10 protein-coding genes are annotated in these 12,617 nt (G+C 65.9%); all 10 read right to left on the bottom strand.

Features of this window, described 5'->3' with window-relative positions; all coding sequences use genetic code 11:
- Window positions 1-60: 60 nt before the first annotated feature.
- The gene (pgi, locus tag QMX85_RS07835; RefSeq protein ID WP_282339598.1) at window positions 61-1,725 is read right to left on the bottom strand and encodes a glucose-6-phosphate isomerase; all 1,665 of its coding nucleotides are present in this window, start codon (window positions 1,723-1,725) and stop codon (window positions 61-63) included.
- Between the two features lie 171 nt (window positions 1,726-1,896).
- Entirely contained in the window at window positions 1,897-2,757 is an 861-nt protein-coding gene (gene panC, locus QMX85_RS07830) for a pantoate--beta-alanine ligase (RefSeq protein ID WP_090223585.1), read from the bottom strand.
- Window positions 2,754-3,554, bottom strand: a complete 801-nt coding sequence (gene panB, locus QMX85_RS07825; RefSeq protein ID WP_090223584.1) for a 3-methyl-2-oxobutanoate hydroxymethyltransferase — start codon at window positions 3,552-3,554, stop codon at window positions 2,754-2,756. The genes panC and panB overlap by 4 nt, the downstream gene beginning before the upstream one ends.
- Window positions 3,555-3,749: 195 nt before the next feature.
- Window positions 3,750-4,241, bottom strand: coding sequence for a 2-amino-4-hydroxy-6-hydroxymethyldihydropteridine diphosphokinase (gene folK / locus QMX85_RS07820; RefSeq protein WP_282339594.1), 492 nt, complete (start codon window positions 4,239-4,241; stop codon window positions 3,750-3,752).
- 3 nt (window positions 4,242-4,244) lie between these two features.
- Window positions 4,245-5,645, bottom strand: a complete 1,401-nt coding sequence (locus QMX85_RS07815; RefSeq protein ID WP_282339593.1) for a polynucleotide adenylyltransferase PcnB — start codon at window positions 5,643-5,645, stop codon at window positions 4,245-4,247.
- A 649-nt stretch (window positions 5,646-6,294) separates the two neighbouring features.
- Window positions 6,295-7,716, bottom strand: a complete 1,422-nt coding sequence (locus QMX85_RS07810; protein ID WP_282339591.1) for a sigma-54 dependent transcriptional regulator — start codon at window positions 7,714-7,716, stop codon at window positions 6,295-6,297.
- Window positions 7,717-7,784: 68 nt separating this feature from the next.
- Window positions 7,785-10,742, bottom strand: a complete 2,958-nt coding sequence (locus QMX85_RS07805) for a sensor histidine kinase (RefSeq protein ID WP_282339590.1) — start codon at window positions 10,740-10,742, stop codon at window positions 7,785-7,787.
- Window positions 10,732-10,908, bottom strand: a complete 177-nt coding sequence (locus tag QMX85_RS07800; RefSeq protein ID WP_003095129.1) for a hypothetical protein — start codon at window positions 10,906-10,908, stop codon at window positions 10,732-10,734. The genes QMX85_RS07805 and QMX85_RS07800 overlap by 11 nt, the downstream gene beginning before the upstream one ends.
- Window positions 10,909-10,990: 82 nt before the next feature.
- On the bottom strand, window positions 10,991-11,878 hold the full coding sequence (gluQRS, locus tag QMX85_RS07795) for a tRNA glutamyl-Q(34) synthetase GluQRS (RefSeq protein WP_282339588.1): 888 nt from the start codon (window positions 11,876-11,878) through the stop codon (window positions 10,991-10,993).
- 117 nt (window positions 11,879-11,995) lie between these two features.
- Window positions 11,996-12,439 (bottom strand): RNA polymerase-binding protein DksA, encoded by a 444-nt coding sequence (dksA, locus tag QMX85_RS07790; RefSeq protein ID WP_090223573.1) that lies wholly within the window; start codon window positions 12,437-12,439, stop codon window positions 11,996-11,998.
- Window positions 12,440-12,617 lie beyond the last annotated feature (178 nt).

The following is a 12,617-nucleotide window of genomic DNA, read 5'->3' as shown; positions in this document are numbered from 1 at the left end:
AGGAATGTTTCGGCGGGAGCGGCCGCGCGCCGCGGCTTAGCCGCGCGGCGCGCAGGGCGCTCAGCCGCGGTGACGGCCGCGGAAGTAGTCGATCAGGCCCTGGGTGGAAGCATCCTCGGCGGCGTCCGCCTCGTAGGCGGTGAGCTTCTGGTACACCGATTTGCCGAGTTCCTTGCCCAGCTCGACACCCCACTGGTCGAAGGAGTTGATCCCCCAGATCACACCCTGGACGAACACCTTGTGCTCGTACAGCGCGATCAGCGCGCCGAGGCGGCGCGGGCTGATGCGTTCCAGCACGAGGGTGTTGCTCGGGCGGTTGCCGGGAATCACCTTGTGCGGCGCCAGGCGCTGCACCTCGGCATCGTCCAAGCCCTTCTCGCGCAGTTCGGCCTCGGCCTCCGCGCGGGTCTTGCCGCGCATCAGCGCCTGGCTCTGCGACAGGCAGTTGGCATACAGCCACTGGTGGTGGTCGGCGACCGGGTTGAAGCTGACGACCGGCACGATGAAGTCCGACGGGATCAGCGGCGTGCCCTGGTGCAGCAACTGGTGATAGGCGTGCTGACCGTTGCAGCCGACGCCGCCCCAGATGATCGGCCCGGTATCGCATGACACCGGCGAGCCGTCCTGGCGCACGCTCTTGCCGTTGGACTCCATGTCCAGCTGCTGCAGGTGTTTGACGAAGTTGCGCAGGTAGTGGTCGTACGGCAGGAAGGCGTGGCTCTGGGCATCCCAGAAATTGCTGTACCAGACGCCCAGCATGGCCAGCAGCACCGGCATGTTCTTCTCGAATGGCGCGGTGCGGAAGTGCGTATCCATGGTGTAGGCGCCGGAAAGCAGCTCCTTGAAGTTGGACATGCCCACCGCCAGCGCGATCGGCAGACCGATGGCCGACCATAGCGAGTAGCGCCCGCCGACCCAGTCCCACATCGGGAACACGTTCTTCTCGAGGATGCCGAACGCCACGGCGGCCGGCTTGTTGCTGGTGACCGCGATGAAATGCCGGTAGAGCTTCTCCTGGGTGCCGCCACGGGCCAGGTACCAGGCCCGCGCGGCCTGGGCGTTCTTCAGGGTTTCCAGGGTGCTGAAGGTCTTGCTGGAAATGATGAACAGCGTGGTCTCGACGTTCAGCTTGGCCATCACCTCGCGGAATTCGCTACCGTCGATGTTGGCCAGGTAGTGGCAGCGCACGCCGTTCTGGGTGAACGGCAGCAGCGCCTCGGAAACCAGCTGGGGGCCGAGGAAGGAGCCGCCGATGCCAATGTTCACCACGTCGGTGATGGTCTTGTCGTTGTAGCCGCGCCACTGGTTGGTGTGGATGCGGCCGACCACGTCGGTCATCTGGTTCAGCACCTGGTGTACGTCGGGGATGATGTTGTGCCCGTCGACCATGATGCATTCGCCCACCGGGCGGCGCAGGGCGGTGTGCAGCACCGGGCGCTTTTCCGAGGCATTGATCGGCTGACCCTCGAACATCGCGTGCAGCGCCTGCTCGACGCCGGCCTCGCGCGCCAGGCTGACCAGCAGGTCGCGGGTCTCGTGGGTGATCAGGTTCTTCGAGTAGTCGAGGAACAGGCCGCAGGCGCTTAGGGAGAAGTCGCTGAAGCGCTGCGGGTCCGAGGCGAAGGCCTCGCGCATGCTGAAGTTCTGCAGGTTCAGCCGGTGATCGGTGAGGGCTTTCCAGGAGGGGAGGGAAGTTACGTCGAGGGGATTCTGGTAGTACGCCATGAATGTCCGGCTTCCTTAGCTTGAGCCTTGTTCAGGCACCGCGGTCGCGTCGACCGGGCGCATGTCCTATACCGCTGAACTGCTTGGAACAGGAAAAGCCCCCAGTGTTCCGGGGCTTTTCGAATCTAGCGCGCCGCTCTGCCCGGAGGCCTGGCGGCATCCTCGCGACGCTCAGCCGGTCGGCGGCAGCTCGACGGTCAGGTTGTCGATCAGGCGCGTGCTACCGAGGTACGCGGCGGCCAGAATCACCAGTTTACGGTCTTCCGGACGCGCTGCGCGCAGGTGGGCGGCTTCGCGGATTTCCAGATAGTCGACGCGCAGGCCGGACGCTTCCTGCTCGGTGCGTGCCTGCTCGAGCAGCGCGGCGCGGTCGGTGTTGCCGGCGCGCAGGCCGTCGGCCAGGCGCGTCATGCTGCGATACAGGGCCGGCGCCGTGGCGCGTTGCCGTTCGTCGAGGTAGCCGTTGCGCGAGGACAGCGCCAGCCCGTCGCTGGCGCGCACGGTCGGCGCACCGATGATCTCGATCGGCAGGTTGAGGTCGGCGACCATCTTGCGGATCACCGCCAGTTGCTGGAAATCCTTCTGGCCGAACACCGCGACATCCGGCTGGACCATGTTGAACAGCTTGTTGACCACCGTCGCCACGCCTTCGAAATGACCCGGACGGCTGGCGCCGCACAGGCCTTCGGACACTTCGGGCACGCTGACCCGGGTCTGGCCGTCGGCGCCATTGGGGTACATCTGCTCGACGCTGGGCGCGAACAAGAGGTCGCAGCCTGCGGCGAGGAGCTTTTCCTGATCGGCCGGGAGCGTGCGCGGGTAGGTCGCGAGGTCTTCGCGCGGGCCGAACTGCAGCGGATTGACGAAGATGCTGGCGACCACGAAGTCGGCGTGCTCGGCGATCCGTTCGACCAGCGCCGCGTGGCCGGCGTGCAAATTGCCCATGGTCGGCACCAGGCCGATGCGTTTGCCTGCGCGGCGCGCGTGCAGCACGGCGGCGCGCAGTTCCGCGACGGTATGCACGGTGATCATGCGGAGAAACCGTGTTCGGCGGCGGGGAAGCTGACGGCCTTCACCTCGCGCACGTAGGCGGCGAGGGCGCCCTGGATGCTGCTCTGGCCTTCCATGAAGTTCTTCACGAACTTCGGCATGCGGCCTGAGAGGGACAGCCCGAGCATGTCGTGCAACACCAGCACCTGGCCGTCGGTATCGCTGCCGGCACCGATGCCGATCACCGGAATCTTCACCGCCTGGGTGATCTCCGCGGCCAGCTCGCTGGGTACGCATTCGAGCAGCAGCATCGCCACGCCGGCCTGTTCCAGCGCCACGGCGTCGGCGCGCAGCTGACGCGCCTGGGCGTCGCCGCGTCCCTGCACCTTGTAGCCGCCGAGGATGTTCACCGCCTGCGGCGTCAGGCCCAGGTGCGCGCAGACCGGAATCCCGCGCTCGGCGAGAAGCCGGATCGACTCGGCCAGCCAGGCGGCGCCTTCCACCTTGACCATGTGTGCGCCGGCCTTCATCAGCCGCGCGGAATTGTTCAGCGTCTGCTCGAGCGTGGCGTTGGCCATGAACGGCAGGTCGGCGACGATCATTGCGCCCTTGTTGCCGCGCTTCACGCAGGCCGTGTGATAGACCATGTCCTCGACGCTGACCGGCAGCGTGCTGTCGTGGCCCTGCAGGACCATGCCCAGGGAGTCGCCAATCAGCAGCATCTCGACGCCAGCGGCGCAACAGGCGTCGGCGAAGGTGGCGTCGTAACAGGTCAGCATGGCGATCTTCTCGCCCTGCAGCTTGAGTTGTTGCAGGGACGTCAGGGTTGTTTCAGGCATGGAAAAGGTCCTCTTCGCAGGCGGTGTGATGGTACTGCACGAGGCGGTTTTGGCGGCCTGGAAGCCCGCGGGGATTGCTCGCACGACACTTCACCCGTCCTGATCGCACCGGTTTTTGGCACCGGCTCTGGGCAACGGGACGCCTATAGTCCCGATGGGGGGGCGTGAAGTCAATTAGGTGGTGTTACCGCCGTGTTACGGCGTTACCGGCAGTCGCTCGAGGCCGCTGAACGGGCAGGCGGCGAGCAGCTCGTCGAGCGTCCGGCCATCGGCCAGGCGCAGCCCCGGGGCGATTTCCGCCAGCGGATAGAGGACGAAGGGCCGCGCGTGCATATGGTAGTGCGGCACGCGCAGCCGGGGCTCGTCGATCAGCCGGTCGCCGAACGCCAGGATGTCCAGGTCGAGGGTGCGCGGGCCCCAGCGTTCGGCCTTGCGCTGGCGGCCCTGCTCCTGCTCGATGGCCTGCAGTGCGTCGAGCAATGCGAGGGGCGCCAGCGAGGTATCGAGCGCGGCGACGGCGTTGAGGTAGCGCGGTTGGTCCGGTGGGCCGAGCGGGTCGCTGGAATAGAAGGAAGAGACGGCGACGAGCTGCGATTGCGGCAACTCGCCGATGGCTTGCAGCGCCGCGCCGAGCTGGGCGAGTGGCTCGGCGAGGTTGCTGCCCAGGCCGAGGTAGACCCGTTCCACGGATCAGTCGGCCGAGCTCGGCGCGCCATCCTGCGGGCCGCGGCGGCGACGATTGCCGCCACGGCGACGCTTGCGTGGCGCACCGCCGGCATCGTCCTTGCCGCTGAGGTCGCGGATCATGGCGCGCCGTTCGCTGTCGCTGGCGTCCTGATAGTCGGTCCACCAGTCGCCCAGGCCGTCGGTTTCCTCGCCAGCGCTTTCGCGCAGCAGGAGGAAGTCGTAGCCCGCGCGGAAACGGGGGTTTTCCAGCAACAGGTCGGCGCGCTTGCCGTGGCGACGGGGCAGGCGTTCCTGCATGTCCCAGATTTCGCGAATCGGGATGGTGAAGCGCTTCGGCACCGCGGTGCGCTGGCACTGTTCGACGATCAGCGTGTGCGCGGCTTCCTGCATTGCCGCGATCGGCGGCAGGCCGCGATCCTGGAGTTGCAGCACGCGGGCCGGCAGAGCAGGCCACAGCAAGGCGGCGAAGAGGAATGCCGGCGTCACCGGTTTGCCCAGGTGGACGCGTTCGTCGGTGTTCGCCAGGGCCTGGCGAATCAGCGAGCCCGCGTACTCCGGGCGCTGCTCGAGCGCCTTCGCGCTGGCCGGGAACAGCGGCGCGTAGAGGTCGTACTCGAGCAGCAGCTCGAAGGTCTCCTCGGCCACGCCGGAGAGGAACAGCTTGAGCACTTCGTCGAACAGCCGCGCCGAGGGGATTTCGCGCAGCATCGGAGCCAGTCGGCGGATCGGCTCGGCGCTGTGCTTCTCGATGTCGAAGTCGAGCTTGGCGGCGAAGCGGATCGCCCGCAGCATGCGCACCGGATCTTCCTGGTAGCGTTGCTCCGGCACGCCGATCAGGCGGATCAGGTGATCGTCGATGTCCTTCACGCCGCGCGCGTAGTCGAGGATGCGCTCGGTGCTGGGATCGTAGTAAAGCGCGTTGATGGTGAAGTCGCGGCGCTGCGCGTCGTCCTCCAGCGTGCCGTAGACGTTGTCGCGCAGGATTCGCCCGCTCTCGTTGCGCGAGGACTGGTTGCTGTCCTCCTCGTCATCGCCTTGCGGGTGGTTGGCGCGGAAGGTCGCGACCTCGATGATCTCGCGGCCGAAATGCACATGGACCAGCTTGAAGCGGCGGCCGATCACCCGCGCGTTGCGGAACTCGGCGCGGACCTGCTCGGGCGTGGCGCTGGTGGCGACGTCGAAATCCTTGGGCGTGTAGTTGAGCAGCAGGTCGCGCACGCAACCGCCGACCACGTAGGCTTCGTAGCCGGCCTTCTGCAGGCGCTCTACCACACTCACGGCGTGACGGCTGATCTGGGAGTGGGTCAGGGAATGCTGGCGACTACTCAGCACCTCGGGGGTGCTACGCGGGTGCTGGGCACGGCGCAGGGGTGAGCGGAACGACTGGAACAGCTTCTTCAGCATGGATGGCACTGTTTGGCGGGATGATCGGCCAGGATTGAGAATGACCGCTTGATTTTCGCGGATTCTAACATTACGAGGGGGGATGGTGAACGACGGATCTTGCGGGGGGTAAAGCTACTGGGGGAGCCGAAGCTCCCCCTAAGTAATGCTTTCTTTGTTTTTATTATTATGTCGGCTTGTTGTTTTTGTTGTCCGACCCGTTCCTCGAGGCCAGGGGCCTGAGGACGGACTCCCACTCTGGGAGCTAATAGCAAACGGATTACTTTGGACGCTGACGCTGCCATGACCTTGTGATCCAACCAGTCCGCGCTGCCTCTAGGCAGTTTTATTGTTCTTGTCCTGGCTGTGGGGCAAGCCCCAAAAGCAATTCCTCTCCAAAAGAATCAGTTAGCTGCGCCTCCGCCGTGTTGTTTTTATTGTGCTGGAGTCGATACGTCTTGTTTTTATTGTGGGGTTCAGCGTTTGTTATTGTTGTTGTGCAATAGATAAAGCAGAAGCTGTGCCAGTTTTTAAAAGTCCTTATAAATCAATGATTTGATTTTTATGGGCGGCGGCGGGAGTGAAAAAAAGCCGGGTCCCCGTTACCGATGAACCCGGCTTTGTTACGTCGCATCCGTGTGCGGTAACAGGATGTGTGTGTCGCGAGACGTTACCGGATCTCGGATACGTCCGCGGTGGCGCTCTTGCGGCGTGGGATGCCCAGGCGCTGGCGACGTTCCCACAGGCACTTGCGGCTGATGCCGAGCTTGCGGGCCAGTTCCGTTTCGGTCATGTGGTCCTGGTGTTCGAGGACGAAGTGCTGGAAGTAGTCCTCCAGCGACAGGTCCTCGGTCGGCTCGTGGCTGTTGCTGCTGCCCTGCGCGGCGCTTTCCACGAAATCGTCGTCGTCGAGGTCGCTCAGCTCCACGTCGATCCCCAGCAGGTCGGCCGAGATGTCCGGGCTCTCGCAGAGAATCACCGCACGCTCGATGGCGTTCTCCAGCTCGCGCACGTTGCCCGGCCAGGAATAGTGGCGAATCGCCTGTTCGGCGTCCGCGGCGAAGCGCAGGTCGCGGCCCATGCGCGCGCATTGGCGGGCAAGGAAGGCGCGGGCGATCTCGCTGACGTCGGCGCCGCGCTCGCGCAGCGGCGGCAGTTTCAGCGCGATGACGTGCAGGCGGTAATAGAGGTCCTCGCGGAACTGGCCGATCTTGGCCAGGGTTTTCAGGTCGCGGTGGGTGGCGGCGATCAGGCGCACGTCGACCTTCTGCGACTGCACCGACCCGACCCGGCGGATCTCGCCTTCCTGCAACACGCGCAGCAGGCGGGCCTGGGCTTCCAGCGGCAGCTCGCCGATCTCGTCGAGAAACAGCGTGCCACCGTCGGCCGCTTCGACCAGGCCGGCGCGGCCGGCGCTGGCGCCGGTGAAGGCGCCTTTCTCGTGGCCGAACAGTTCGGACTCGATCAGGGTCTCCGGGATCGCCGCGCAGTTCACCGAGATCAGCGGCGCCTTGGCGCGCCTGGACAGGTTGTGCAGGGCGCGCGCGACCAGCTCCTTGCCGGTGCCGGATTCACCCTGGATCAATACGTTGGAGTCGGTCGGCGCGACCTTGCGGATCTTGCTGTACATGTCCTGCATCGCCGCGCAGGAGCCGATGATGCCGATCTCGCCGTTCGCGGACGCCGGTTTGTCGGCACCGCGCGTCGCATTCGGCTGTTCGGCCGGCGCGCTGCTGGCGCCCTGGCGATCGCGCAGGATGCGGGCCACGGCCTGGAGCATTTCATCGTGGTCGAACGGCTTGGCGATGTAATCGACCGCGCCCATCTTCATCGAATCCACCGCCGAGCGCAGGCTGGCGTAGCTGGTCATGATCAGCACCGGGGTGCCCTGGGCGAGCTTGATCAGCTCGGTACCGGGCGCGCCCGGCAGGCGTAGGTCGCTGACGATGAGGTCGAAGGACGGAATGCTGAAGCGCTCCTGGGCTTCCTGCACGGAGCCGGCTTCGCTGACTTCGTACTGGTTGCGCTCGAGCAGTCGGCGCAAGGCGGAGCGGATGATTGTTTCGTCTTCGACGATCAGGATATTCGGCATCAATAGAATTCTCTCGACGGTCTCGGGGCTGCGCGGAAATAGCCGCCAAGCGGCATGCAGCCTGCATTTCAGCTCCCGGGGATCACTGCGGACGTCGCTTCGACATACCTCGGCAAACGGACCCTGAAACGGGTGCCGCGCTGGTGCTCGGTGTCCACCGGGCTGTCGAGTGTTATTTGGCCATAATGCTCTTTCACGATCGAATAGACCAGCGCGAGCCCCAGGCCGGTCCCCTTGCCGGGGTCCTTGGTGGTGAAGAAAGGCTCGAACAGCCGGTCGGCGATCGCCTTCGGAATTCCGCCGCCTTCGTCCTCGACGATCAGCTCGACGCTGTGCTCGCTGGCCTCGCTGCGTACCCGGATCGCGCCGCCTTCCGGCGAGGCGTCGCGGGCGTTGGACAGCAGGTTGATCAGCACCTGGGCCAGGCGTTGCGAATCGCCTTCGGCGCAGTGCGCGGGGTCGCAGAGGTTGTAGAACTGTACGTCGACGCTGCGTTTGTTCAGCGACAGCAGGCCGATGGCTTCCTGGGCGATGTCCGCCAGGCAGACCGATTCGCTCTCGACCTGGCGGCTACCGGCGTGGGCGAAGCTCATCAGCGACTGGACGATGCGTGACACCCGCTTGGTCTGCTCGACGATCTGGCTGCTGATTTCGCTGAGTTCCTCGTCGGCCTCGCGCTCTTCGCGCAGGTTCTGTGCCAGGCAGGCGATGCCGGTGATCGGGTTGCCGATCTCGTGGGCGACTCCGGCGGCGAGGCGGCCGATGCTGGCCAGCCGTTCGGAGTGCGCCAGCTTGTCTTCCAGCGACTGGGTCTCGGTCTGGTCCTCGACCAGCAGCACCAGCCCGCTGTTGCCCGGCGCCAGCGGCTCGTCGATCGCCGCCTTGTGCAGGTTGAGCCAGCGCGTGTGCCCGGCGAGGTCCAGGTGCTGCTTGTGCAAATGCTGGTCGTCGGCGGCGATGAAGTTCTCCAGCAGGCTCTTCCAGGGTTCGCCGAGTGCCGACAGGCGCGAGCCGACCACCCGCTGGGCGGGAATCTCGGTGAGTTCCTCCATCGCGCGGTTCCACATGAGGATTTCATGGTCCTTGGCCAGCGAGCAGACACCCATCGGCAGTTCCTGCAGGGTCTGCCGGTGGTAGCGGCGCAGCGCGTCGAGCTCGGCGGCAAGGCCGGTGAGGCGCGACTGGTAGTCTTCCAGGCGGCTCTCGATGAAGTGGATGTCCTCGGTGACATAGCCCTCGCTGCCGGATTTGTAGGGCAGGAAACCTTCCACCAGGTCCTGCGCCACGCTCGGCCCCATCAACCCCGACAGGTTGGCCTCGATACGGTCGCGCAGGCGGCGCAAGGCATAGGGGCGGCGCTCGTCGAAGGGCAGGTGCAGATCGCGCAGGGCCTGGGCCACCTCCTTCTGCGCGGTCTTGCCGCCGAGCGGCTTGGCCAGCTGGGCGGCGAACTCCTGCGGCGAGGCGGCGAGCAGCTCGCGGCGTTGCGGACGGCGCACGTTGTCCACCGCGCAGGCCTCGGCGGCGCTCTTCTCCTCGACGCTGCCCTCGGTGAACAGCGAAACCAGGGTGAACACCAGCACGTTGGCGGCCAGCGAGGCGATCGCCGCCAGGTGCCAGCTGGTGTCGTCGAGCACGTAGATGAGGTCGAAGAAGGGCAGGTAGAAGCCCTCCATGTCGCCGACCAGCGGCAGCAGCATGCCCACCGTCCACACCGCGATGCCGGCCAGCAGGCCGGCGATGAAGCCGCGCCGGTTGGCGGTCGGCCAGTAGAGCACCGAGAGCACGCCAGGGAGGAACTGCAGGGTGGCGACGAAGGACACGATGCCCAGGTTGGAGAGGTCCTGCTGCGCGCCCAGCAGCAGGTAGAAGCCGTAGCCGGCGAGGATGATCGCGGCGATCAGGCCGCGGCGGGTCCATTTCAGCCAGCGGTAGATGTTGCCCTCGGCCGGCGGCTGGTAGGCCGGCAGCACCAGGTGGTTGAGGACCATTCCCGAGAGCGCCAGCGTCGAGACGATGATCAGCCCGCTGGAGGCGGACAGGCCGCCGACGTAGGCGAGCATCGCCAGCGCCGGCTTGCCGGCGGCGAGGCCCAGTCCCAGGGAGAAGTATTCCGGGTTGGTGGTGGCGCCCAGCTTCAGGCCGCCCCAGAGAATCGGCGGCACCGCCAGGCTCATCAGCAGCAGGAACAGCGGCAGGCCCCAACTGGCGCTCACCAGCCCGCGCGGGTTGAGGTTCTCGGTGAAGGTCATGTGGTACATGTGCGGCATGACGATCGCCGACGCGAAGAACACCAGCAGCAGCGTGCGCCATGGCCCTTCCTGCAGCGGCGTGTGCAGGGTGGTCAGCGCCGTCTGGTGTTGCAGCAGCCAGACCTCCAGCTGGTGCGGCCCGCCGAACACGCCGTACAGCGAATACAGGCCGATGCCGCCCAGGGCGATCAGCTTGACCATCGACTCGAAGGCGATGGCGAAGACCAGCCCCTCGTGTTTCTCGCGGGTGGCGATGTGGCGGGCGCCGAAGAGAATGGTGAAGAGGATGATCATCAGGCAGTAGCCCAGTGCCATCTTCGCCTGCTGCGCCTCGCCGGCGAGGATGCCGATGGAGTCGGCCACCGCCTGGATCTGCAGGGCCAGCAGCGGCAGGATGCCGATCAGCATGAACAGCGTGGTCAGCGCCCCGGCCCAGCCGCTGCGGAAGCGGAAGGCGAACAGGTCGGCCAGCGACGACAGTTGATAGGCGCGGGTGATGCGCAGGATCGGATAGAGCAGCACCGGCGCCAGCAGGAAGGCGCCGGAGACGCCGAGGTAACTGGCGAGGAAGCCGTAGCCGTACTGGTACGCCAGGCCGACCGTGCCGTAGAAGGCCCAGGCGCTGGCGTAGACGCCCAGCGACAGCGTGTAGACCAGGGGGTGGCGAACCAGGCGCCTCGGCACCACGCCGTGCTCGCTGAGCCAGGCGACGCCGAACAGGGCGAACAGGTAGACGGCGCTGACCAGCGTCAGCTGGCTCAGGCTAAAGCTCATCGGCGTCTCGCTGGCTCTGCAGGATGAAGGTGACCACGATGAGGATCAGCCAGAGCAGATACGGCCGGTACCAGGCGCCGTTGGGGTCGATCCACCAATCCATGATGGCCGGGGAAAACAGGTAGATACCCACCACCAGGAGCAAGACCAGTCGGTAGATGTACATGCTCGGTCTCGATTCGGAAGTCGGGCGATGGTAATGGAAGCGGCGCGCCGCAAGCTATAAGCGCAAGGTCGTGGGGCGGCGCCTAGCGCAGCTGTGCCTCGGCCAGGGTGCGACAGCGCGGAATGAGGCCGGCGTCCCAGTGCCGTGCGGCCCAGGCGAGCAGCTGCTCGGGGGCGGCGCCTTCGGCGGCGTCCGGCGTGGGTTGGCCGAGCGCCCGCAGCGCGCGCAACAGCAATGGCGATGCCTGACCGGCGGCCAGCGGCGGCGAGCGGTACGACTTGCCCAGCTTGTGCCCGTCCGGCTGGATGATCAGCGGCACGTGCAGGTAACGCGGCTGGGGCAGCCCCAGCAGTTCCTGCAGGTAGAGCTGGCGCGGCGTCGAGTCGAGCAGATCGGCGCCGCGGACGATATCGGTGACACCCTGCCAGGCGTCGTCGAGCACCACCGCCAACTGGTAGGCGAACAACCCGTCGCGCCGACGGATGACGAAATCGCCGACGTCGCGGCCCAGGTGCTGGCTGAACTCGCCCTGCACGCGATCGACGAAGCGGTATTCCAGCTGCGGCACGCGCAGGCGGATCGCCGCGTCTTCGCTGGCGTGCCGGGCGTCGCGGCAGGTGCCGGGATAGACGCCACCCTGGCCTTCGAGCTGCTTGCGCGAGCAGCTGCAGGCATAGGCCAGGCCCTGCTGCTGCAGGCGTTCGATGATCTGCAGGTAGGCGGCGTGACGCTCGCTCTGGCGGACGATCTCGCCGTCCCAGTGCAGGCCGTAGCGCTCCAGCGTCTGCAGGATGCCGGCCTGGGCGCCAGGGACTTCGCGGGGCGGGTCGAGGTCTTCCATTCGCAGCAGCCAGCGACCGCCGAGCGCGCGGGCGTCGAGCCAGGAGGCAAGGGCGGCGACCAGCGAACCGAAATGCAGATGACCACTGGGCGTCGGTGCGAAGCGGCCTATATAGGAAGAGGTGTTCATCGGCGGATTATCGATGCGTTGCCCGGCATTGCGCCAGACGGCCTGGTTCCACGCAAATCGCCTGCTCGAAGGGCAAACGGCAGAAACGAAACGGGGCGCCTTGGCGCCCCGTCGAGATCATGAACCGATCTGCTTTTCCTTGATTTCCGCCAGCGTCTTGCAGTCGATGCAGAGCGTGGCGGTGGGGCGGGCTTCGAGCCGGCGGATGCCGATTTCCACGCCGCAGGAATCGCACCAGCCGTAGTCGTTGTCTTCGATCAGCTGCAGCGTCTCGTCGATCTTCTTGATCAGCTTGCGCTCGCGGTCACGGGCGCGCAGTTCCAGGCTGAACTCTTCTTCCTGGCTGGCGCGGTCGGCCGGATCGGGGAAGTTGGCGGCTTCGTCCTGCATGTGATGCACGGTACGGTCGACCTCTTCCATCAGCTCCTTTTTCCACTTGTTGAGGATGCCGGTGAAGTGAGCGCGCATCTTGTCGCTCATGTACTCCTCGCCCTTGGTTTCCTGGTAGGGCTCGTAGCCACGGTTCAGCTGGCTGCTCTGTTCTTTAGCTTTGGTGGGCATGGATGGCCGCCTCTCAACTCTTTTTGGTCCACTGCGCAGGAAGATGTCCTTCGCCGGTCAACCCGGCCCCGCGTCTGCAAGCGGGCGAACTTACCAGATCAAAACTGGGCGCGCTACTCCAAACTCCCGGATGCTGCCGCTTCGGTGAAGCCTTGGTTAGAATCACCGTTTTTGCCCT

Source organism: Pseudomonas sp. PS02288 (genome assembly GCF_029959715.1).
In the GTDB taxonomy this organism is placed as follows: Bacteria; Pseudomonadota; Gammaproteobacteria; order Pseudomonadales; family Pseudomonadaceae; genus Pseudomonas_O; species Pseudomonas_O kuykendallii.
This window is presented reverse-complemented; position numbering and strand designations above follow the sequence as displayed.